The organism is Nocardia stercoris (genome assembly GCF_003696265.1).
Lineage (GTDB): Bacteria > Actinomycetota > Actinomycetes > Mycobacteriales > Mycobacteriaceae > Nocardia > Nocardia stercoris.
On sequence record NZ_RFFH01000017.1, the window covers coordinates 14,453 to 35,516 of the forward strand.

The 21,064-nt window shown below is 67.8% G+C and carries 21 protein-coding genes and 1 pseudogene; 8 read left to right on the forward strand and 14 right to left on the reverse strand.

Annotation, left to right across the window (positions count from 1 at the left end; genetic code table 11):
• The first annotated feature begins 199 nt into the window (after positions 1-199).
• Positions 200-1,888: a flavin monoamine oxidase family protein gene (locus tag EBN03_RS27580; RefSeq protein WP_122191075.1), complete on the forward strand. Its 1,689-nt coding sequence runs from the start codon at positions 200-202 to the stop codon at positions 1,886-1,888.
• 302 nt (positions 1,889-2,190) lie between these two features.
• Here the strand turns inward: EBN03_RS27580 and EBN03_RS27585 are convergent, their stop codons facing one another.
• From EBN03_RS27585 to EBN03_RS27595, 3 genes are read right to left on the reverse strand one after another with little or no spacing between them, the layout of a single operon-like run.
• A complete protein-coding gene (locus tag EBN03_RS27585; protein ID WP_122191076.1) occupies positions 2,191-3,672 on the reverse strand; it encodes an aminobutyraldehyde dehydrogenase in 1,482 nt (493 codons plus the stop codon).
• 8 nt (positions 3,673-3,680) lie between these two features.
• Positions 3,681-5,039 carry an aspartate aminotransferase family protein gene (locus tag EBN03_RS27590; protein WP_122191077.1) on the reverse strand — a complete coding sequence of 453 codons (1,359 nt, stop codon included), beginning with the start codon at positions 5,037-5,039 and terminating at the stop codon, positions 3,681-3,683.
• A gap of 11 nt (positions 5,040-5,050) precedes the next feature.
• A complete protein-coding gene (locus EBN03_RS27595; RefSeq protein ID WP_122191078.1) occupies positions 5,051-6,541 on the reverse strand; it encodes a CoA-acylating methylmalonate-semialdehyde dehydrogenase in 1,491 nt (496 codons plus the stop codon).
• A 114-nt stretch (positions 6,542-6,655) separates the two neighbouring features.
• Between EBN03_RS27595 and EBN03_RS27600 the strand changes: the two genes are divergently transcribed.
• The 5 genes and pseudogenes from EBN03_RS27600 to EBN03_RS27620 all read left to right on the forward strand — a co-directional run.
• Complete coding sequence (locus EBN03_RS27600) at positions 6,656-8,299, forward strand: PucR family transcriptional regulator (RefSeq protein WP_122191079.1); 1,644 nt, start codon at positions 6,656-6,658, stop codon at positions 8,297-8,299.
• A 157-nt stretch (positions 8,300-8,456) separates the two neighbouring features.
• Positions 8,457-9,956 (forward strand): APC family permease, encoded by a 1,500-nt coding sequence (locus EBN03_RS27605; protein ID WP_122191080.1) that lies wholly within the window; start codon positions 8,457-8,459, stop codon positions 9,954-9,956.
• 206 nt (positions 9,957-10,162) lie between these two features.
• Positions 10,163-10,390 (forward strand): DUF6400 family protein, encoded by a 228-nt coding sequence (locus EBN03_RS27610; RefSeq protein ID WP_122191081.1) that lies wholly within the window; start codon positions 10,163-10,165, stop codon positions 10,388-10,390.
• 121 nt (positions 10,391-10,511) lie between these two features.
• On the forward strand, positions 10,512-11,081 hold the full coding sequence (locus EBN03_RS27615; protein ID WP_325052102.1) for a hypothetical protein: 570 nt from the start codon (positions 10,512-10,514) through the stop codon (positions 11,079-11,081).
• A gap of 177 nt (positions 11,082-11,258) precedes the next feature.
• A pseudogene (locus EBN03_RS27620) lies at positions 11,259-11,351 on the forward strand (IS3 family transposase); the annotation flags it as partial.
• A gap of 56 nt (positions 11,352-11,407) precedes the next feature.
• Here the strand turns inward: EBN03_RS27620 and EBN03_RS27625 are convergent.
• The 9 genes from EBN03_RS27625 to EBN03_RS27665 all read right to left on the reverse strand — a co-directional run bounded on the left by EBN03_RS27625 (position 11,408) and on the right by EBN03_RS27665 (position 17,515).
• The gene (locus EBN03_RS27625) at positions 11,408-12,511 is read right to left on the reverse strand and encodes a GGDEF domain-containing protein (RefSeq protein WP_147471721.1); all 1,104 of its coding nucleotides are present in this window, start codon (positions 12,509-12,511) and stop codon (positions 11,408-11,410) included.
• A gap of 467 nt (positions 12,512-12,978) precedes the next feature.
• On the reverse strand, positions 12,979-13,500 hold the full coding sequence (locus EBN03_RS34670; RefSeq protein ID WP_199742988.1) for a hypothetical protein: 522 nt from the start codon (positions 13,498-13,500) through the stop codon (positions 12,979-12,981).
• Positions 13,497-13,772, reverse strand: coding sequence for an Ada metal-binding domain-containing protein (locus EBN03_RS27635; RefSeq protein ID WP_122191084.1), 276 nt, complete (start codon positions 13,770-13,772; stop codon positions 13,497-13,499). Before EBN03_RS27635 ends, EBN03_RS34670 begins: the two co-directional genes overlap by 4 nt.
• The gene (locus EBN03_RS27640) at positions 13,762-14,496 is read right to left on the reverse strand and encodes a 2OG-Fe(II) oxygenase (protein WP_122191085.1); all 735 of its coding nucleotides are present in this window, start codon (positions 14,494-14,496) and stop codon (positions 13,762-13,764) included. The genes EBN03_RS27635 and EBN03_RS27640 overlap by 11 nt, the downstream gene beginning before the upstream one ends.
• Positions 14,493-15,101 carry a methylated-DNA--[protein]-cysteine S-methyltransferase gene (locus EBN03_RS27645; protein ID WP_407671252.1) on the reverse strand — a complete coding sequence of 203 codons (609 nt, stop codon included), beginning with the start codon at positions 15,099-15,101 and terminating at the stop codon, positions 14,493-14,495. Before EBN03_RS27645 ends, EBN03_RS27640 begins: the two co-directional genes overlap by 4 nt.
• A 5-nt stretch (positions 15,102-15,106) precedes the next feature.
• Entirely contained in the window at positions 15,107-15,604 is a 498-nt protein-coding gene (locus tag EBN03_RS27650) for an RNA polymerase sigma factor (RefSeq protein WP_199742996.1), read from the reverse strand.
• Complete coding sequence (locus EBN03_RS35715; RefSeq protein WP_122191088.1) at positions 15,601-15,936, reverse strand: methylated-DNA--[protein]-cysteine S-methyltransferase; 336 nt, start codon at positions 15,934-15,936, stop codon at positions 15,601-15,603. The genes EBN03_RS27650 and EBN03_RS35715 overlap by 4 nt, the downstream gene beginning before the upstream one ends.
• A 240-nt stretch (positions 15,937-16,176) precedes the next feature.
• On the reverse strand, positions 16,177-16,788 hold the full coding sequence (locus tag EBN03_RS27660; protein WP_122191089.1) for a DNA-3-methyladenine glycosylase I: 612 nt from the start codon (positions 16,786-16,788) through the stop codon (positions 16,177-16,179).
• Positions 16,789-16,792: 4 nt separating this feature from the next.
• The gene (locus EBN03_RS27665; protein ID WP_122191183.1) at positions 16,793-17,515 is read right to left on the reverse strand and encodes an alpha-ketoglutarate-dependent dioxygenase AlkB; all 723 of its coding nucleotides are present in this window, start codon (positions 17,513-17,515) and stop codon (positions 16,793-16,795) included.
• Positions 17,516-17,867: 352 nt separating this feature from the next.
• Between EBN03_RS27665 and EBN03_RS33850 the strand changes: the two genes are divergently transcribed.
• Positions 17,868-18,059 (forward strand): hypothetical protein, encoded by a 192-nt coding sequence (locus EBN03_RS33850; protein ID WP_147471722.1) that lies wholly within the window; start codon positions 17,868-17,870, stop codon positions 18,057-18,059.
• A 245-nt stretch (positions 18,060-18,304) separates the two neighbouring features.
• Here EBN03_RS33850 and EBN03_RS27680 read toward each other — a convergent pair whose 3' ends face one another.
• Entirely contained in the window at positions 18,305-18,733 is a 429-nt protein-coding gene (locus EBN03_RS27680; protein ID WP_122191092.1) for a response regulator transcription factor, read from the reverse strand.
• Between the two features lie 331 nt (positions 18,734-19,064).
• The gene (locus EBN03_RS27685) at positions 19,065-20,447 is read right to left on the reverse strand and encodes an NADP-dependent succinic semialdehyde dehydrogenase (RefSeq protein WP_122191093.1); all 1,383 of its coding nucleotides are present in this window, start codon (positions 20,445-20,447) and stop codon (positions 19,065-19,067) included.
• A gap of 203 nt (positions 20,448-20,650) precedes the next feature.
• Here EBN03_RS27685 and EBN03_RS27690 point away from each other — a divergent pair, with 203 nt between their 5' ends.
• Complete coding sequence (locus EBN03_RS27690; protein ID WP_122191094.1) at positions 20,651-20,953, forward strand: hypothetical protein; 303 nt, start codon at positions 20,651-20,653, stop codon at positions 20,951-20,953.
• Positions 20,954-21,064 lie beyond the last annotated feature (111 nt).

Here is a 21,064-nt window from a genome sequence, read left to right on the forward strand (position 1 = left end):
ACGGTTCGCCGCTTGTTCCGAAACTCGAACCGGCGGAATACTTTTCGCAATCAGTAGAAGCTAGCGATTTGCCGCATGAAGGTAGTCGATATCCGACCTGAAATAAACCTATCGGTTTGTTTCCTGGTCGGGTCTGAACGAATCCCAGCTGACTCCTGAGAACCGCTCTGTCACAACTACTTTCGTGAGGATACAAACCATGGCACGTTCGACCGTCATCGAGTCGCTGCGCCGGCTCGCCGCCGACCACGCCGTTGCCGAGCGGCTCGGCATGAGCCCGCAGGAGTTTCGCGAGATGCGGGCCGAGGCCGTGGCCCAACCCGGTGGCATCAGCCGGCGCCAATTGCTCACCCGGGCCGCCGCGGTCGGTGTCGCGACCGCCGCGGTAAGCGTCGGCGCCGTGGGCAACCGGCAGGCTTACGCTGATGCGCAGACGGCCCGCCCGTCACCCCGGATCGCGATCATCGGTGCCGGCATCGCCGGACTCAACGCGGCGCTGACCCTCGCCGACAAGGGCCTCGCGAGCACGGTGTACGAGGCCAACCCGTCGCGCATCGGCGGCCGGATGTATTCCCAGGGTGGCGCGGTCAATCCCGGCTACTGGACCCAGGGACAGGTATCGGAGTACGGCGGCGAACTGCTCGACACCGGCCACCACACCATGCTCCAACTCTGTCAGCGTTTCGGATTGTCGACGACGCCGGTGCGCCATGTCTATGGCTCGCAGGCCGAGCAGATCCTCTGGTTCGACGGCGCCTATTATCCGCGCAGCCAAGCGGACTCGGACTTCCAGCCGGTCTGGAAGGCGATCCAGGCCGACATTCAAGCCGGTGGATCCGCGCCGACCTGGAACAGCCACAACGCCGCGGCGGTGGCACTGGACAACATGTCGATCCGGGACTGGATCAATACTCGGGTCCCGGGCGGCTACGGCAGCAAGCTCGGGCAGTTCCTCGACGTCGGGTACGCGGTCGAGTACGGCGCCGACACCACCGTGCAGTCCTCTTACGACCTGCTCGAAATGCTGTCGTCGCAAGCCAATCCGGGCAGCTTCAATCTGTGGGGCGGTTCCGACGAGCGGTATCACATCACCGGTGGCAACGACCAGGTTCCGCACGCCATCGCGGCCACACTGCCGGCCGGGACGGTACAGCTGGGCTGGACACTGAACGCGGTGGCTCGCAACGCCGACGGTACCCAGACACTCACCTTCGGCATCGACGGCGGCGGCACCAAGACCGTCGTCGCCGACCACACCATCCTGGCGGTGCCCCTGCCGATCCTGCAGCAGCACATCGACTTCTCGAAAGCGGGTCTGGACAGCGGGATGCAGGGGGTGCTGAAGAACATGAAGATGGGCGCCTGCACCAAACTGAACATGCAGTTCACCGGGCGCCCGTGGGCCGGCACCGGACCGTGGCCCGGCGTCTCCAACGGCGAGATGTTCTCCGATCAGCAGTTCCAGCAGGTGTGGGATGTCACCCGGGGTCAGTCCGGCAGCGACGGCATCCTCGTGCAGTACGGCGGCGGCACCCTGGCTCGCAACCTCACCCCGCCCAGCGCCTTTACCGACAGTTCGACCGCCTACACCCACAATCTCGCGACGACGTATCTGGGTCAGATCGACCAGGTGTTCCCCGGAACCGCCGCGATCTGGACAGGTCAGGCGAAACTGTCCGCCTGGCACCTCAACCCTTACTCCTACGGCGCCTACTCCTACTGGCCGATCGGCTACCTCACCACCTGCGCCGGCTATGAGGGAACCGCCCAGGGGAACCTGCATTTCAGTGGCGAGCACACCTCGTACAACTTCCAGGGCTACATGGAGGGCGGGGCCCAGGAAGGAGCCCGCGCCGCATCGGAGGTGCTGGCCGCGATCGGCAAGTAACCGAGCGGGCCGCCGCCGGCCGGACGCGGCGGCGGCCACCGCCCCGGTGCTCGCCACAGCCCGGCCGACGGTGGTCACGATCGTCGCGGCTCGCAGGGCCTGCGAGCACTTCGCGCGAGACTGCGCCGATCACCGCGGCGACTACTGCCGCCGGCCCGACCAGTTCAGCGGGTCGAGGGCCGACGATGCCGAGCGGTTGAGAGATCTCGGATTCGTCCGCTGCGCAGCGACCACGAGCAGCGCAGTGGAGATATGTTGCTGCGCAGAGCGATCGGTGCGGTGTATCACATGGAACGGCGGGCTCACCGATCGCCCATGACGATTGCGTGCCAACTCTTGGCCGGGGCGCCGGTGAGTTCGTGCATGACGTGTTTGATGTTGGTGTATTCGTCGAAGGAGTATGCGGACATGTCCTTGCCGAAGCCGGAGGCTTTGTAGCCGCCGTGGGGCATTTCGCTGACGATGGGGATGTGATCGTTGAGCCAGACGCAGCCGGCCTTGATCTCGCGTGCGGCGCGGGCGGTGCGGAAGACGCTGGTCGACCAGGCGGAGGCGGCCAGGCCGTAGGGGGTGTCGTTGGCGAGGGCGATGGCCTCGTCATCGGTGTCGAAGGGGAGGCAGACCAGCACGGGCCCGAAGACCTCCTGTTGGACGATCGCCGAATCCTGGGCGGCGTCGACGATGAGGGTCGGCTCGTAGTAGGCGCCCTGTGGGAAAGCGGGTGGGATGCGGCCGCCGCGAACGACTTTCGCGCCATCGGCCACCGCGCGGTCGACCATCGCGGCGACCCGGTCGCGGTGGGCCCGCGAGATGAGGGAGCCGAGGTCGGTGTGCGGGTCGTCGACCGGGCCGATCGTCACGCCGTCCATCAGTTCGGCCACCCGCGCCACGAACTGGCCGAAGCGGGATCGCTGCACGTAGGCGCGGGTCGCCGCGGTGCAGTCCTGTCCGCCGTTGATCAGCGCGCCCGCGACCGCGCCGCGCGCGGCCGCCTCGATATCGGCGTCGTCGAACACGACGAACGGGGCCTTCCCGCCGAGTTCGAGGTGCACCCGCTTCACGCTGCCGGCCGCGGTCGCCGCGACCTGCTTGCCGACCCCGGTCGATCCGGTGAACGACACCATTGCCACATCGGGGTGGGCGACGAGCGCGGCCCCCGCCTCGGGTCCGGTGCCGGTGACGATATTGATCACCCCGGCGGGAATGCCTGCGGCAGTTGCCGTCTCGGCGAAGATCAGCGAGGTGAACGGGGTCAGCTCGGAGGGTTTGAGCACGATCGTGTTCCCGGCCGCCACGGCGGGTAGGACCTTCCACCCCGCCATCTGCAGCGGGTAGTTCCACGGCGCGATCGACCCGACCACTCCGACGGGTTCGCGGCGAATCGACGAGGTGTGTTCACCGCTGTACTCCGCGCTCGCTCTGCCATCCAAATTCCTTGCCGCGCAAGCGAAGAACCGCACATTGTCGATGGTGCCCGGCACATCGAACTCGGTGGCCAGCTTGATCGGCTTGCCCGCGCCCCTGCTCTCTACCGCGGCCAGCTCCCCGGCCCGCTCGGCGAGCAGGTCGGCCCATCTGTACATTGCGACCGATCGCTCGCCGGGTGTTCTGGTCGACCAGCCAGGGAAGGCGGCGACCGCGGCTACGACCGCCGCGTCGACATCGGTGGCGGTCGCGGCGGTTCCGGTGGCGATCACCGCGCCGGTGGCCGGCTCGGCGATCGCCAGCACCTCCCCGGCGCCCGCGCGCCGGACTCCGTCGATGTATTGCAGTGGCACGTGCATGCGGATTCCTAGCTGGTGGTGTGGGCGTCGGCGACGATGAGTGCCCGGTCGAGGATGGCCAGACCCTCCTTCGCTTCCGCCTCGGTGATCACGCACGGGGGGACGACGTGCAGGCGGTTGAAGTTGACGAACGGTAGCAAGCCGCGGGCCCGGCAGGCCGCGACCAGTTCGTTCATGGCCGGGCTCGTGCCGCCGTAGGGTGCCAACGGTTCCCGGGTGGCCCGGTCCCGGACGAGTTCGACCGCCCAGAACACGCCGAGTCCGCGGACCTCACCGATGCTCGGATGCCGCTGGGCCAGCTCGCGTAGCCCGGGCCCGAGTACCCGTTCGCCGATCTCGGCGGCGTTCTCGACGATCCGTTCCTCGGTCATGGCATTGATCGTGGCGACCGCCGCCGCGGCCGCCAGGGGATGTCCGGAGTAGGTCAGGCCGCCGGGGTAGACCCGGTCGGCGAAGGTGGCCGCGATCGCAGCGCTGATCGCGACCCCGCCGAGCGGCACATAACCGGAGTTGACGCCCTTGGCGAAGGTGATCAGGTCCGGGATGACGCCGAAATTCTCGATGGCGAACCACTTTCCGGTCCGCCCGAACCCGGCCATCACCTCATCGGCGATGAAGACGATGCCGTGCGTGTCGCACAGTTCTCGCACTCCGGCCAGGTACTCGGTGGTCGGCACCATGATCCCCGCGGTGCCGGGCACCGATTCGAGCACGATCGCCGCGATGGTCGAGGGCCCCTCCATCTCGATGGTGCGCGCCAAATGCGCGAGCGCCCTGTCGGTTTCCTGTGCCTCGGTCTCGGCGTCGAACTCCGAGCGGTAGAGGAACGGGCCGAAGAAGTGGACCGTCCCGGTGTTGCCGTGGTCGTTGGGCCAGCGGCGCGGGTCGCCGGTGACGTTCACCGCCGTCTCGGTGCCGCCGTGGTAGGAGCGGTATCGCGAGAGCACTTTGTAGCGGCCGGTGTGCAGCCGTGCCATCCGGATGGCGTGCTCGACCGCGTCGGCCCCGCCGTTGGTGAAGAAGATGGTGTCCAGGTCGCCGGGGGTGCGTTCGGCGATCAGCCGGGCCGCCTCCGAGCGTGCGTCATTGGCGAATTGGGGTGCGACCGTGCAGAGTTTCGCCGCCTGTTCGGCGATCGCGGCGATCACCTTCGGATGCTGGTGGCCGATATTGGTGTTGACCAGCATGGAGGAGAAGTCGAGCAGCCGGTTGCCGGCGCCGTCCCAGACGTAGCAGCCCTCGGCGGCGGTGATGACGGTCGGGGTCAGCGCGGCCTGCGCGGACCAGGAGTGGAAGACGTGGCGGCGGTCCAGCTCGTAGGCACGAGCCGCCTCGGGGGTCAGGATCGTCTCGGGGGTCATGGTCATCGCCGCTGCTCCTACGTGTTCTGCGGGAAGCCGAGTTCCAGACCGCCGTGGCTCGGGTCGAGCCAGCGGGTGGTGACGGCCTTGGTCCTGGTGAAGAAGTGCACGCCGTCGGTGCCGTGCGCGTGCGAGTCGCCGAACAGCGAGTTCTTCCAGCCGCCGAAGCTGAAGTAGGCCATCGGAACCGGGATCGGGACGTTGATGCCGACCATGCCGACCTCGACCTCGTGATGGAATCGGCGTGCCGCGCCGCCGTCGTTGGTGAAGATGGCGGTGCCGTTGCCGTAGCGGTTGGCGTTGATCAACGAGACGGCCTCCTCATAGGTCTCGACCCGCACGACCGACAGGACCGGCCCGAAGATCTCGTCGGTGTAGACGCTCATGTCCGGTGTGACGTCGTCGAGAATGGTCGGTCCGAGCCAGAATCCGTCCGGCGCGCCGTCGACGGCCAAGCCGCGGCCGTCGAGCACGACCTTGGCACCGGCGGCCTCGCCGGCGTCGATGTACTCGACGACGCGGTCCCGGTGTGCCTTGGTGACGAGCGGGCCCATGTCCGCGCCGGAGCGGCCGTCGCCGGTCACGATGGTCGTGGCCCGCTGGGCGATCCTGCCGACCAGGTCGTCCGCGACGCCGCCGACCGCGACCACCACGCTGATCGCCATGCACCGCTCACCGGCCGACCCGAAGCCGGCGTTCACCGCTGCGTCGGCGGCCGAGTCCAGATCGGCGTCGGGCAACACGACCATGTGATTCTTCGCCCCGCCGAGTGCCTGCACCCGCTTTCCGGCCGCGGTGCCGCGCCGATAGACGTACTCGGCGATCGCGGTCGACCCCACGAACGACACCGCCTTGATACCGGGATTGTCCAGCAGCTCGTCGACGGCGACCTTGTCGCCCTGGACGACATTGAACACCCCGTCCGGCAGGCCGGCTTCCTGCCACAGCTGCGCCAGCCACAACGCCGCCGACGGATCCTTCTCGCTCGGCTTCAACACCACGGTGTTGCCCGCGCCGATGGCCAAGGGGAAGAACCACATCGGCACCATCGCCGGGAAGTTGAACGGCGCGATGATCGCGACCGGGCCCAGCGGCTGGCGGATACTGTGGATGTCGACGTCGGTCGACGCGTTCTCGGTGGCGCTGCCCTTGAGCAGATGCGGTATGCCGCACGCGAATTCGACCACTTCGAGCCCGCGTGTAACCTCGCCGAGCGCGTCGGCGGCGACCTTGCCGTGCTCGGCGGTGATCACCGCGGCCAGGTCCACCTTGCGCTCGTTGAGCAGTTCGCGGAAGCGGAACAGGACCTGGGTGCGGCGGGTCAGTGAGGTGTCTCGCCACTGCGCGAAGGCGAGTGTCGCGGCGTCGACGGCTGCGCGGGTGTCCGCCACATCGGCCAATGCGACCTGTGCGGTGACCTCTCCGGTCGCTGGGTCGGTGACCGGGGCCGTCGCCTCGCTCGTCCCGGAGATCGGCTTGCCGTCGATCCAATGGCCGATGGTCCGCATAGGGGGCGCTCGTTTCGCTCGCAGGGAATTGGTTGCCTCAACCCTGCGGCACAACCGACCGTACCGCGACCGACGAAGCGTACGAAACATGCGAATTTATATTACGATCCGTCGGTGCTGTTGACGGTAGCCGACGTGCTCGCGACACCGGTGGTCCAAGCCGGCCACCCGGAGGTGATCAGCGCGGCCAATCTCGATCGGGCGGTGCGCTGGGTGCATGTCAGCGACCTGGCCGAGATCGCCGACGTGCTGGTCGGGGCGGAACTGATCCTCACCACCGGACAGGCGCTCGCCGCACCCGCACCGGACCGGATCCGGTATCTGCGCTCGCTCGCCGACGCGGGGGTCGCGGGCCTGATCGTCGAACTCGGCAGCTATGTGCGCGAACTCGGCCCGGCCGTCGCCGACACCGCCCGCGCACTCGGGCTGCCGGTGATCGCACTCCATCGGGTGACCCGGTTCGTGGAGATCACCGAGGCGGTGCACCGGGAGATCGTCGCCGACCAGTACGCCGAACTCGAATTCGCTCGCACCGTGCACGAGACCTTCACCGAGCTCAGCGTGCGCCGTGCCGCGCTCACCGAGATCGTCCGCACCGCGGCGAGCATGCTCGACGCCTCGGTCGTGCTGGAGGATCTGGCGCACCGCGTGCTCGCGGCCACCGCGCGCCACATCAGTTCCTCGGCGCTGCTCGACAATTGGGAATCGGTCTCGCGGCTCTTGCCGGAAGGAGACGACGTCGTCGCGGTCGGCCCGCACACCCAGCGCTGGGGACGGCTGATCCTGCGCTCCGAACGAGTGCACATTCCCCGCGCCCGCATGGTGCTCGAACGTGCCGCCCAGACGCTCACCCTGCACCGGATGATCGACAAGGACCGCTTCGGCCTGCACCGGCGAGCCCAGACCGGGCTGATCGCAGACCTGGTCGACGGTCGCGTCGCCGACGAACGCGACGCCCAAGCCCGCGCCGCCGCCCTCGGTCTCACCCGCCGCGCCCGCTACGTGCCCCTCGCCGTCGCTATCGAAGCCGATGTCGACCCTGATCCCGTTGCCGCCCAACGTCACTCGACCGCAGTGGTGGAGGCGGTCACGCACGGACTCGGGCTCGTCAACGCCTCCGCGTTGAGCTCGGCCGAGCATCGGGCCGATACCGCGCGCATCGATCAGCGCGGTGCCGCGCTCGGGTCCGGGGAGCGGGTGGCGATTGTGCTCGCCCTGACTCGCGACCGCGACGTCGACGACCAACTGGACTCGGTATGCGCGGCGGTACTGACCGAGGTGCGCCGAGTGGACGGTGTGCGGCGCGCGGTGGTCGGCGTCGGTATCGACTCCGAGTCCCTACTCGATACCGCCCGCCAGCTCGGCGCGGCGGCCGACATCGCCGCCGTCGCGCGTTCGTTGCGCGCCGATCACGAACGAAAGTTCTTCCGCAGCGCCGATATCCACCTGCGCGGCCTGGTCTCGCTGATCCGGGACGAGCCGGGTGTGCAGAGCTTCGCAGAGACCGAACTCAGCGCGCTGCTGCGATACGACATCCGGCACGCCGCCGACCTCACTGGCACCCTGCGTCGCTTCCTGGACCTGGCCGGCAACAAGACCGAACTGGCCAAGACCCTCGCCATCAGCCGCCCCACTCTCTACGACCGGCTCGCCCGCATCGAACGTATCCTCGCCGTCGACCTCGACGACGGCGAGTCGCGGACCTCACTGCACACGGCGCTACTCATTCGCGAGCTCAGCGGAGCCGACAAAACGTAAGACCAACCGGCGCGAGAACGTCACACCGTCAGAAATGTGGGCTAGCTCATATTTTGGGCACGTTGGCGGTAACCCGGATTCACGCTGTCGCAACAAACTCCTCCGCACAATCGCCCCAGGTCGCACGACCGGATGAAGCTGATGAGGAGTACTTGCGATGGCATCGACGACACACACGACCGCGCCGCCCGACTCGACGGTCGCTCGCCTCAAGCCCAACGCCCTCGGATTGTTCGGCGTGGTGTTCATGGCCATCGCGACCGCCGCCCCGATCACCGCGATGACCGGCAACGTGCCGTTCATGATCGCCTCCGGGTCCGGCACCGGCACCCCGGCCGCGTTCCTCATCGCCATGGCGGTGCTGGCGGTCTTCTCGGTCGGCTACACCACCATGAGCAAGCACATCACCGCCACCGGCGCCTTCTACGGCTTCATCTCCTACGGCCTGGGCCGTACCGTCGGGCTGGCGTCCGGTCTGCTGGCCACCTTCGCCTACATGGTGTTCGAGCCGTCGCTGGTCGGCATCTTCGCCAGCTTCGGCACCAACACCATCGGCTCCCAGTTCGGTGTGCACGTGCCGTGGTGGGTATTCGCGGTGATCATCTTGGCGATCAACGCGGTCGGCACCTGGTTCGGCGTCAAGGTCGCCGAGAAACTGCTGGTGGTGCTGCTGCTCACCGAGATCACCGTGCTCACCGTCATGGCCGTCGCGGTGGCCGTGCACGGCGGCGGCCCGGACGGGTTCTCCTTCGCTCCGCTCAACCCGGTCAACGCCTTCACCGGGCCCTCGGCGGGCCTGGGCCTGTTCTTCGCCTTCTGGTCGTGGGTCGGCTTCGAGTCCACCGCCTCCTACGGTGAGGAGTCCAAGGACCCCAAGCGGGTGATCCCCAAGGCCACCATGATCGCGGTCCTCGGCGTTGGCGTCTTCTACGTGCTGGTGTCCTGGATGGCCATGAGCGGCAACGGTATCGACGCCTCCGCCAAGATCTCCGGCGGCGACAGCCCGATGGATCTGTTCTTCGACCCCACCACCGCCTATGTCGGGCACTGGGCGGTGATCGCGATGCAGTGGCTGATGGTGACCGGCTCGCTGGCCTGCGGAATGGCCTTCCACAACTGCGCATCCCGCTATCTTTACGCGCTCGGCCGCGAGGGTGTGGTGCCCGCACTGCAGCGCACCATCGGCAGCACCCACCCCGGATACGGTTCGCCGCGGATGGCCGGTCTTGTCCAGACCGTATTCGCGGCGGTGCTGGTCGCCGCCTTCGGCATCGCCGGTAAGGACCCCTACTCGGGCACGTACACCCTGCTGGCGATCATGGGCACCATGGCCATCCTGATCGTGCAGGCGGTCTGCTCGTTCGCGGTGTTCAACTACTTCCGCTCCCATCACCCCGAAACCCGGCACTGGTTCCGGACCGTCGTCGCCCCACTGTCCGGTGGCGTGGCCATGCTGGCGGTGGTCGGCCTGCTGGTGATGAACATGAGCACCGCCGCCGGCACCGAATCCGGCTCACTGATCCTCGGCGCCACCCCGTGGATCGTGGCCGCCATCGCCGTCACCGGACTGGGCTGCGCACTGTACCTGCGGCGCACCGACACCGAGCGCTACAACCTGCTGGGCCGCACCATCCTCGAGGAGTCACACGAGCGGTGACCGCGCGACGGCGTGCGAGGTGGTCATCCTCGCACGCCGTCGGCATCCCTCGACATGCACGCGGCTACTTGCCCACCGCGACGGCATCGTCCGGAGCGCGTCTGTGACGAGGTTCAACCACGGACCGTGGCGCAGGTCATTGCCCGAAATGGTCCGGGTGGGCATCGTTGTCGGTTCATTTTCCGAAGATCGCGTGGAGATTCCCTATGACCGACCATCATTTTGCTTACGACCTCACGATGGACGAGGCACGGCGGCGACTCGCCGTGGTCGCGGCGCTCGGTGACGACTTCGATCCGGTTCGGGCGCTGGAGCAGGAGGAGTTGGCGTACGACATGCTGTACTCCGGCCTCGACGCTGAGCAGCAGCGCATCTACGACCACCTCGTCCACGCCGGGATTCTGCCGGATCGGGAACAACGCCGGATCGCCTGACGTCGCATCCGGTCGCCAGTGACGACCGGCGCGCGATGTGCCATTGCCCGGCCCCGGCCGAGCGTTCACGACCACACCGACGGCGCGGGTGCGCGACGGAAAACGCATTCGGGTCGCCGACGTGTCGATGCTGCAGAACGGCACGATCGCGGCTCGAGCCTCGGTGGTCCTCCTCCAGCCTTCCGCGCAGCCACCCGGCGGGCTGTGGCAGCGGGAACGCGAGCCCAGGCCGCCCGCACCTCAGGCCGCGCCGCATGCCGCGCCGAGGGTGCCGTTGTTCAGCAGCGGGGCCGACGAGGATCGATGGTCGGACAAGCCTACCGAGCACGAGAACCGCGGGCGCAAACGTACCTGGCAGCACCCGATCGACGTCGTGGCCGGCGAGGAGCTGACGCCGTTCGCGCGGGCCGCGATCGTCGGCGAACACGCCAGCATGATGACCAACTGGGGTGACGCGGGCATCGGGTTCATCAACACCGATCTGACCCTGGCTCTTTCCCGAATGCCCGAAGGCCCCGAGCTCGGAGTGGAGGCCGACAGCCACTTCAGCGACCGCGGCACTGCCGTCGGCGTTACCACGTTGTTCGACCGCCGCGGTTCGTTCGGCAGCGCCATGGTCACATCCGTGTCCAACGCCGGGCGGCAGATCAGCAACGCCCAGCTGAACGTGGCGGTCAAGGCGCACATGTGAGTTCGGCACCGGCGGTGGACGACCTCGTGTACAACGGTGGCCTGCATCTTCCGCGAGCAGCTGGCACACCGAATTCGGCCAAGCAGTTCTCGGCCCTCGTTGAGTACCTGCGCGTCGATCGCCGATCTTGTCCGCTGCTGGACGTGCTGGCGCTCGGACTGGCCCATCCCGCCGCACGACTACATCCACCGGTACAACACCGAACGCGTCTCCATAACGCTCGAGGGCCTGAGCCCGGTGGAGTACCGGACCCGGGCCCTCAGCGCCTAGCCTCTTATTTGGCCAGTCCAACAATCGGGGGCCAGTTCAGCAGCGGTGGCTCTCGGTCACGTAGCAAGCACAACGGTGTTGCCGCCCAATTGCTTTGCCTGGTACATGGCCGAATCCGAACTGCGCAGCAACTGTTCGGCGTCGCGGCTGGTGCTGTCCGAGGCGACGGCTACCCCGATGCTCGCGGTGACCGGTTCCACGGCCGACTCGATCGCTTGGCACAGCCGCTCCGCTTCGCTCACGGCGACGCGGGCGGTGAGCGGCGCGAGTACGACGAATTCCTCTCCGCCGCTACGGGTTACCACAGCAGCTTGCGGACGTGCCTCCAGCAGGCAGGCCGCGGTGCGGGCGAGGACCCGGTCGCCTGCGCGGTGGCCGTACATGTCGTTCACTTGTTTGAACCGGTCGAGATCGATCGTCATCAAGGCGATCGAGTCGTGGGTGCCGGGTTCGAACCAGGACGAGACGTAGTAGTCCAGGCCGCGGCGGTTGAGCAGGCCGGTCAGCGGATCGGTCAGCGCGTCCATCCGAAGTACCCAGTAGCAGAAGTGCAGAGCGGGCAGCACGAGGACGGCCACCGACGCCATGGTCAGCACGATCGATACGGTTGTTGCGCTGTCGGCGTCGCGCATCATCAGCCAGGTCAGTATCAGGATCGATAGCACCGACCACATGCCGTGCACCGCCAGGACGCGGGGGCCATGGAAGATCGCGAGGTAGCTACCCGGGATAACCAGCTGCAGCAACCCGAAAGCGCCGAACAGCCGATTGCTCTCGACCAGGCAGACGCCGGTGATCATCACGTCCGCGAACGCCATCAGAATCAGTGAGGTTCGCTCGCCCGGCCAGGGTGCGAGCGACCAGTAGAATACCCATGTGAGCGTGGCGGCAATATTGAACATGGTCACCAGGCGCCAGGCGCCGACCGGCCCGTCGGCGGACTCCAGGTTCAAGGCGCTGAACACCAAGAGTGCAGCTCCGCCGACCGCGACACCCCCTTTCATCACGGCCAGCGCGCCGCGAGCGTCGAGTGTCCGGGTCAGCCACCGGTAGTCCAGGCGGTCGCGCCACCAGGCTGTCACCGTCTGCCAACCTGTGGTCTCCTGTCCGATCATCAGACGACACCTCCGCTCCCTCTCGCGCCCGCTACTGATCAGCAAATTCTAGGTGTGGTCGGGGCGGGCTCGGTCGTATCGGCGTCGGCCGGTTCGGGCCCCGGCGAGCGCCTGACCAGTGCGGGCGATGCCGCACTACTGGGCGTCGTCGACCGGGGAGCTGCCTCGGCCGGCCTGTGCAGCCGGGCTATCGTCCGGAAGGGTCCGTGCGCCGAAACCGCACCCGTTGCCAGCCGCGACGTCGTCGGTCCACGCCGACGACTACGCCGCACGCAACGGGGCAACTGGCCGCTCGAATCGAGCACGCCACCGACCCCGCACACTGAACTACGGCCTGACGATGTCGGGGTGTGCCCGCGGACAACCGGGCGCTCGTGTCCGCGGGCGCGCATCGAGGTGGTGGGCCCCGACACCCTGTAGACGTGGACCGCCGTCGAAACGTGATATCGGCCAGGGTATTTCGACGTCGAAGGGGGCTCGTGGCCCGTTCCGTCGGCGCAACGGCGACCGGTTCAGCGCGCCGCCCCGGGCCGGAGCAGGCCGTCGGCGCCGACGGTCCAGACCGATCCGTCGGCGTCGATGCCGGTCGATCCCTCCAGGTAGACCGTTCCGACCAGCGCGAGGGCGGCCGGGTCGGTGATCGCGGCGGTGAGGAGGGTGTCGGCCGCCGTCCACGGGGTCGACCACAACAGCCGCCGGGTCATCTGAGCCCAGCCCAGCGGCGGTCCGGTCATGACCCACAGATCGGTTGCGGCGGTGGTGAACCGGCGGGCCTGCCGCAGCCACGACGCCGCGGTCTCGGGCCAGGTGACACGGTCGGCGATCCGCCCACCGCCGCGCTCCCACTCGGCCGCGACCGCGTTCATGGTCGCGATCGCGGCCGGGACGCGGCCCGAACCCAAAGTGAGGGTGCGGGCGCCGCGAGCGTGGGCCGCCGCGACGATCGCGGCGATCTCGGCATCGGTAGCGACGGGAAGGTCGTCGTCGGGGCTGATCGCGCTGTGCAGGAGCGGGGTTTCGGGCAGGGCGGTCACCGGGTGGTTTCCTTCCAGGTGCGATAGCGGTCGGGGCAGCACACCGCGCAGGGCCGGTAACCGGCGGCGACGGCGGTGGCTTCGTCGGCGAAGAACACCCGGTATGTCACGTAGTGGCCGGCCGCGATCGCGCGCAGCGCCGAGCGGCAGTCCAGGCGGCCATAGATCTTGCTGCGACGGTGCCCGCCCCACCAGCCCGGTGTCCCGGATCGGTAGGGGCGCCCCGTCGCGTCGAGCAGCAGGTAGGTGCGGCCCGAAGGCTCAGGCGGCATCGTGGAACACCAGCGCCAGAGTGCGGCGGTGGCCCGAGCGGACTGCGGAGACACCGTGGCGAACCGGAGCTGCCGACCAGCCCCGAGCGGTCCGTACCGGCCGGTCCCGGGTGGTGAACACGAACCCGTCGCCCTGCTCGAGTTGAGTTGCGGTGCCGCGTGATTGGGCGCGGGCACGCTGCTCGACGAGCAGGAACTCGCCACCGGTGTGGTCGATGCCCGGCCGGTCGAGGCCGATCACGACCTGCAGCGGAAACACCAACTCCCCGTATAGGTCTCGGTGCAGCGCGTTCCAGTCGCCGGGGGCGTAGCGCAGCAGGATGGCCGTGGACTTGGCTTGTCCGGCCTTGTGGCACAGGGCAAGCCATTCGTCGAGGGTGTCCGGCCACGGCGCAGGCCGGCCCAGCCGGGCCCACCAGTCGCGGGCGATCGGGAGCAGCCGCGGGTACAGGGCTTGTTTGAGCCGTTCGACCGGCTCGGGATAGGGCGCGGCGAAATACCGGTATTCGCCGGAGCCGAACCGGTGCCGGTTCATGTCGACAGTGCTGCGGAACAAGGCCCGCTGGTCGTAGAGGTCCGCGATCGTGGCGGCTTCCTCGCCGGTGAGCAGGCCGGGCAACGGCGCGCCCCCGCACTCGTCGAGGCCGCTGGCGACGGCTGACCAGTCCACCCGGCCGACGCGCTCGGACCATCGTTGCGAGCGCGTGGCCGTGACGGCAGTCATGCGGCGGCCTCCAGATCCAGCAGCAGGTGCTTGGCGTCCGCGCCGCCGACGTAGCCACCGAGGCTGCCGTCCGTACGGAGCACCCGGTGGCACGGCACGATCACCGGCAGCGGGTTGGTCGCACACGCGGTGCCGACCGCCCGCACCGCCTTCGGATTCCCGACCAGCGCCGCGACCTCGGCGTAACTGCGGGTCTGCCCGTACCCGATCTCGGGCAGGCGCTTCTGCACGATCTGCCGGAATCCGCGGGACAACGACAGGTCCAGCGGCACGTCGAAGGACGTACGCCGGTGCGCGAAGTACTCGTCGAGCTCACGACGCACCTCGTCGAGGCGCGCCGGCGCCCGCAGAATCCTGGGACTGACCTTGACGGCGAGGATTTCGAGGACCTGGGCGTGGTCCTCACGGGCATACGCCACCCGGACCAGGCCCTTCGGTGTGGCGGCCAGCAGCAGCCGACCTACCGGGGTGTCCATAGTGGTGTAGGCGACGTCGAGCAAGTCGGCCTGCTCGGCTTTTCGTTCCAGCAGTTGGTGCAGCCGAGCCATGGTGGTCTCGTCCACGGGCGCCGACAGAGCGGCGACCAGTTCGTCGTCGCGGTGCATCTCGTTCATCGTGTGTCTCCTTTCAGTGGCGCGCCCGGGTAGGTTCTGCGCAGATTCTTCACACCATCGGCGGCGGCGCGGCGCGCCGCGTCGGTGGTGCCGCCGAAGATCTGCGCGATCTCGGCGTAGGACAGGCCCGCCACATAGTGGTAGGCGATGGATCGGCGTTGCTTGTCGGGCAAGGCCGCGACAGCCGCCCAGACTCCGGCGTCGTCGGAGCCGATGACACCGTTGCCGGACGGTTCCTCGGGCATCCGCTCGACCGGCAGCGGGTTGCGTTTGGCCGCGCGGACGACGTCGATCGCTTTGCGGTGGGCGATGGTCACCAGCCACGCCTCCACATTCGCGGTCTGCGGCAGGTCCGGGTAGGCGCGCATCGCGGCCAGGAACGTTTCCGACCAGGCGTCTTCGGCATCGTGGACGCCGACAACGGCCCGGCAGACCCGCAGCACGGTGGGCCCGTGCTCAGTCACGATCGACTCGAAGGGTGGCTTCACGGTCAGAACGACCTTCCGGCGGCGACCGCGGCCGGCTCCTCGAGCTCGAGCAGTGCCCGCTTGCGCTTCAGCCCGCTCGCGTACCCGGTCAGCGACCAGTTCGCCCCGATCACCCGATGGCACGGGACGAAGATACACAGCGGGTTCGCGCCCACCGCCCGGCCGGCGGCTTCGCCCAGGATCGTGTCGTCGACGAAGGACACCGACAGCCCGAACAACTCTTGGGTCGGGCGCCGGATGTGATGCCGGAAATACACCCCGGTCACAGCCTCGCCGGTCGCCACGATCGTGACCGGGCCGAGCGTCGCGGTGTCGATCACCGTGTGCCGAGTATTCATCTGCGTCCCCTTTTCTCTCGTTCTCACCAGGTAGACGCACACCGGGCGCCGAACGTGAGAACGGATGTGGTTACGCCCGTCGACGCCCCCAGCCGCCACGACGTCGCGGCCGGCACGCCGAAGGTGTTCCCTTGCTACAGTTCACCTTCCCGACCTGATTCCGCACGCTCTCCGGCCGGTCACCCGCCGTGGATTGCTTACGGTGCGCGACCGGGACGGGCTCTGTGTGGCTCGTCGGGTTCACGCCGGCCAGATGCCGGAGCTGCCCCGCCGGTGGGAGCCCAGAAGGTGAGTGTCGACGATGCCGATCGCCTCCATGAGCGCATACATCGTGGTCGGACCGACGAACGCAAATCCGCGGCGCCGCAGCTCTTTCGACAGCGCGATCGACTCGGCCGAGGTGGTCGGGATCTCGGTGAAGGTCCGGGGCCGGGGTGTGCGGTCGGGCCGGAACGACCAGACCAGTTCGGCCACACCGATATCGGCGCGCAGCGCGACAGTGGCGCGGGCGTTGGTGATGGTCGCGAGGATCTTGCGCCGGTTCCGTACGATCCCCGTGTCGGCCACGAGGCGTTCGACGTCGGCGTCGGCGTAGCCGGCGACGGTATCGGGGTCGAAGCCAGCGAACGCGGCTCGGAAGGCGGCGCGTTTGCGCAGGATCGTCGCCCACGACAACCCGGCCTGGAACCCTTCCAGGCAGATGCGTTCGTACACGCCGTGTTCGTCGGTGACCGGCATACCCCATTCGGTGTCGTAGTAGTCACGCAGTAGCGGGTCGCCGGCGGCCCACGCGGGCCGGGCGAGCCCGTCGTCCCCGACGACGACACCGATATCGTTGTGGTCGTTGGTCATTCGGTCATCCCTCGAGTCCGGTCACGCGCATCGTGATGTTGATGCGGCCGTGGTCGAGACCGCATCCTTCGGGTGCGGTGTACTCGTGAATCTTGGTGACGCCGTGGTAGGCCAGCCTGCTGGGGCCGCCGAACACGAACAGGTCACCCGAGGCGAGCAGCAGGTCGGTGTAGGGCTTGGAGCGGGTCTCGGTGTTGCCGAACCGGAAGGTGCAGCTGTCGCCGACCGACAGCGACACCACCGGCGCGAGGCTGGATTCGTCTTTGTCCTGATGCATTCCGAGCCGGGCAGTCGCGTCGTAGTAGTTCACCAGCGCGGTGTCCGGGGTGTACGCGGCGACCACGGCCGGGGCGTAGCCGGTCTCGCGGAGTGCGCAGCGCCCGAGGCGGACCATCCACTCCGGGAAGTCCAGGACGCGGGCACCGTTCACGTCACCGGCCTCGCGCGTGTACGTGTAGGGCTGCCAGTGCCAGCCCAAACAGACTGTGCGCACACTCATTTCATGGCCGCGGACCTTCGCGGCCCGGATCGGGACAGGTCCTGCGATCCATTCCCTGAACTGTGTGACGATCCATGCTTGCTGCTGCAGAGTCAGCCAGTCGGGAATCCAAGTGGCGCCGGAGGCAAGATCACGCCGGCTCCGTTCGCCGGACTCCGGAACGAACAGCGCCAGCGGCGCGGTACTCGTGGCGGGCGTGGATCGTGAATTGTTCTCGGTGGGGTTCATCTGCGCTTCCTGGCCTTTGACGGTCGGCGGTGGCATCGGTCGGTTTGCACTGTGTTCGAGGCGCAGCCGGCTATGTGCCGGCGCAGCCGATCGCGCAGCACCGTGCTCGACACGCCCTCGGTGTCGTCATCGGATCGCTCCTTCCCGAAATCGAAGTTCGGGAGGAAGACGCCAGCCGGTCCGCCCACGTGAGATACGAGCCTGACAACACCGGCGATCGGTGGTGGGAGGCGCCGGGCAACCTTCGGACGATGCGGGTCTGACGGCGCGCGACGCGGGATGGACCGACACGGGTGCCGAGGCGGCGAGCCTGCGGGGTTCGTCTCACTGCCGTTCGGCATACGCCGTCTACGTGCTCAGCCTGCCCGACGGACCCGCATGGGCGCTCTACGGCTTCAACATGCCGGTCAGCGCGACGATGCTCGCGCTGTGGCTCCGATACCAGGCCGCGCACCGAAGCACGTCCCCCGCCACCACCGTGAACTACTTGATGCGCACCGCGGACGCTTTCGACAACCGGCCGATCCGAGCCGTCGGTGAGTGAGGATCCCGAAACCGCCCAGGCGCTCATGTTCCTCGCGGAACTCGGGCACCACGCCGAACGCCTCGTTCTCCGGCGCAGCCAGTGGCGAGACGACAAACCCAACCAGGCCGTCGAGGCCGAACTCGCGCAGGTCCACAACCTCCGTCTGCGATTCCCCGGACTGGAGCAGACATCCCGACGGTTTCCAGCGATGAGACGGGATTCAGACCAGGCCGGCTGACGATACGGCCGAATTGGTTGTGGTTTCAGGCCGCCTGCGGTGCCGTGAGATGGACACGGATATGGTCGAGCAGTTCACCGGATCTGAGCGGTTTAGGTATGTAGTCACACGCACCGGCCGCGTAAGCGTCACCGATGGTATCGGGATTGCCGTCGAGGGAGACCGCGATGATCGGAATCGGTGAACGCTGCCTCAGCTGCCGGCACAGATGCACGCCCGGCAGGTCCGGCAGGTCCAGCTCCAGCAGCACCAAGTCCGGGTTCCATCGCCGAGCCAGGGTCAAAGCATGCTCCGCGGTGGGGGCAGAAATCACCTCGTGGCCGGCGGTGGCCAGCACGAGTACCTCGATCTCCGCCATCGCCGGGTTGCTCTCGACAACGAGAACCTTGCGGGACCGAACCGCAGCGGTCCGCTGGAGCGTGAATTTTGTTGCAGAGCGCGGCAATTGGCTCATGATAGATCCTTCGCAGGCAGGTCCCCGACCGTCGAATCCGCAGTGTCACGGAGCTCAATGGCGGCGGTCCTGCAGTCTCAGTGCCGGTACCGCGATCGACGTGCCACGACACTATGTCAATCAGCAATCCTTCAGCAAATGATCTGTGGACTGTTTTCATGGCGTTTACATGCGTCGAAGACCACGCAGGTGGTGGCGTCGGCGTAGAGCTTGCCGTCCTCGGTGCCGATGAGCTGGGCCTCAGCGTTCGCGATGGTCCCGCCGACGCGGATGGTCCGGTCGGTCGCGTGCAGTCACCGCGATCTGGCCCGGGCGGTCGAGTGGGTAAGCCCTATCCGTCCGCGCCGATCCAGACGGTCTTGGCATTCATGAACTCTCGCATGCCGAGGTCGGACAGCTCGCGTCCGTAGCCGCTGCCTTTGATGCCACCGAAGGGGATCTCGGGGTAGCTGGTGGTGTTGCCGTTGATGAAGGCCATGCCCGACTGCACGTCGCGGACGAACAGTTCGCGTTCGGCCTCGTCCTCGCTCCACAGGTTCGATCCCAGGCCGTAGGGGTGCCCGTTGGCCTCCCGCAAGGCCGCCTCCAGGGAAGACACCGTCCACACCTGCGCGACGGGACCGAAGACTTCCTCGTGGTACATCCGCATCGCCGGGGTCACGCCGGTCACCACGGTGGGTGGGTAGTACCAGCCGGGCCCGTCCGGACGTTCGCCGCCCACCAGTACCGTCGCGCCCTTGCCGACGGCGTCCTCGACATAGGACTCCACATCTCGCCGGCCGGATTCGGTGGCCAGCGGACCGACATCGGTGCCCTCAGCCGTCGGGTCGCCCACAACCAGCGCGCCCATCTTCGCCACGAACATCTCGAGGAACGCGTCCCCGATGTCCTGGTGTACGAAGAACCGCTTGCCGTTGATGCAGGACTGCCCGTTGTTCAGACATCGCGCCTTGACCGCGTTGTCGGTGGCCCGCTCCAGGTTCGCGGAGGGCATGACGATGAAGGGGTCGGAGCCTCCGAGCTCGAGGACCACCTTCTTGGTCACGTCGCCGGCGATGGCACCCACCGACCGCCCCGCCGGTTCACTGCCCGTCAGCGTCGCGGCCGCCACCCGCGGGTCGCGCAGCACCTGCTCCACCCTCCTCGAGGAGATCAGCAGAGTCTGGAACACGTCGTCCGGGAATCCTGCGCCACGGAAGAGTTCTTCCAGATACAGGGCGCACTGCGGCACGTTCGAGGCGTGCTTCAACAGTCCCACGTTCCCCGCCGTCAGGGCAGGCGCGGCGAACCGCATGACCTGCCACAACGGCAGATTCCACGGCATCACCGCGAGCACCACACCGATCGGCTGGTACGTCACGAACGTCTGCTTCGCACCCACGCGCCCGGCGTCACCGTTCACATCCCGCAAGAACGCGGGACCCTGGTCGGCGTAGAAGCGCAGCCCGTGCACACACTTGGCTACTTCCTGCTCCGCCGCCCGCAGGGTCTTGCCCATTTCCGTGGTGATCATCCGGCTGACGCTCTGGGCCTCCTGCTCCAGACGTTCGGCCGCGTGCCGCAGCCATCCCGCCCGCTGCTCGACGCTCGTGAGCCGGTACGAGGCAGCCGCGGCCGCCGCCCGGGCGAGCTTGTCCTCCAGTTCCTCGGGAGTCAGTTCGTCGAACTTCCTGAGGACTTCACCAGTGACAGGGCTCGTCGTTGCGATAGCCATTGGTTAACGGTACGGCGGCCTAATATGACACGCAATCACCGTTACGGTCTCGTCTCACCGCAGCGAAAGCGAGGCACACGTGATGCAGATGCGAGCAGCACGCATGTTCGGACGCCAAGTGATCGTCTTCGAATGAAGCCCGCGGCTGCCTGCCGAGCGGAGCGAGATCACTTCCTCGTGGAGCGCACCCGCGGGCCGTCATAATGCGAGCACCGGCACAGGCTCATGCGGCAACAGAACTCGCGTCTTCCGGGCCAGGACTCAGTTCGACCCCTACGGCCCACGACGCGGCCACCCCGCAACCAGCGCCCGACGCCGAGGGCTGGATCTGGCTGCCCGAGAACGTATTCCGCACCGCCTTCGCCCAGCATTCGACGCCCACCCAGCAGCGGGCACTGGCCGCGGCCCAGCGGCCCATCGCACCGGCGTGCATCGCGGTCCCGGTCGGTCGGCCGCTGTGGCACGACGTGCCCGCCTGGTATCTGGTCGCCGAGACGACCGCATGATCCCGGAAAAACCCAGCTCTTCATGGCCGAGCTGATGAACGCGCGAATCAGCAGACACCCGGTCGACCACATCCCCAGGGTCACGGCCCCGCACACGGTCGCCGACCTGAT

What these genes read in the sequence shown, in the direction of transcription:
- EBN03_RS27640 (WP_122191085.1), bottom strand. Translation starts at nt 14,496, where the DNA reads ATGACTGCCGTCACGGCCACGCGCTCGCAACGATGGTCCGAGCGCGTC.
- EBN03_RS27645 (WP_407671252.1), bottom strand. Translation starts at nt 15,101, where the DNA reads ATGCACCGCGACGACGAACTGGTCGCCGCTCTGTCGGCGCCCGTGGAC.
- EBN03_RS27660 (WP_122191089.1), bottom strand. Translation starts at nt 16,788, where the DNA reads ATGACCAACGACCACAACGATATCGGTGTCGTCGTCGGGGACGACGGG.
- EBN03_RS27595 (WP_122191078.1), bottom strand. Translation starts at nt 6,541, where the DNA reads ATGCGGACCATCGGCCATTGGATCGACGGCAAGCCGATCTCCGGGACG.
- EBN03_RS27590 (WP_122191077.1), bottom strand. Translation starts at nt 5,039, where the DNA reads ATGACCATGACCCCCGAGACGATCCTGACCCCCGAGGCGGCTCGTGCC.
- EBN03_RS27680 (WP_122191092.1), bottom strand. Translation starts at nt 18,733, where the DNA reads ATGAGCCAATTGCCGCGCTCTGCAACAAAATTCACGCTCCAGCGGACC.
- EBN03_RS27610 (WP_122191081.1), top strand. Translation starts at nt 10,163, where the DNA reads ATGACCGACCATCATTTTGCTTACGACCTCACGATGGACGAGGCACGG.
- EBN03_RS27585 (WP_122191076.1), bottom strand. Translation starts at nt 3,672, where the DNA reads ATGCACGTGCCACTGCAATACATCGACGGAGTCCGGCGCGCGGGCGCC.
- EBN03_RS27580 (WP_122191075.1), top strand. Translation starts at nt 200, where the DNA reads ATGGCACGTTCGACCGTCATCGAGTCGCTGCGCCGGCTCGCCGCCGAC.
- EBN03_RS27635 (WP_122191084.1), bottom strand. Translation starts at nt 13,772, where the DNA reads ATGCCGCCTGAGCCTTCGGGCCGCACCTACCTGCTGCTCGACGCGACG.
- EBN03_RS27690 (WP_122191094.1), top strand. Translation starts at nt 20,651, where the DNA reads ATGCGAGCACCGGCACAGGCTCATGCGGCAACAGAACTCGCGTCTTCC.
- EBN03_RS27665 (WP_122191183.1), bottom strand. Translation starts at nt 17,515, where the DNA reads ATGAACCCCACCGAGAACAATTCACGATCCACGCCCGCCACGAGTACC.
- EBN03_RS35715 (WP_122191088.1), bottom strand. Translation starts at nt 15,936, where the DNA reads ATGAATACTCGGCACACGGTGATCGACACCGCGACGCTCGGCCCGGTC.
- EBN03_RS27605 (WP_122191080.1), top strand. Translation starts at nt 8,457, where the DNA reads ATGGCATCGACGACACACACGACCGCGCCGCCCGACTCGACGGTCGCT.
- EBN03_RS27685 (WP_122191093.1), bottom strand. Translation starts at nt 20,447, where the DNA reads ATGGCTATCGCAACGACGAGCCCTGTCACTGGTGAAGTCCTCAGGAAG.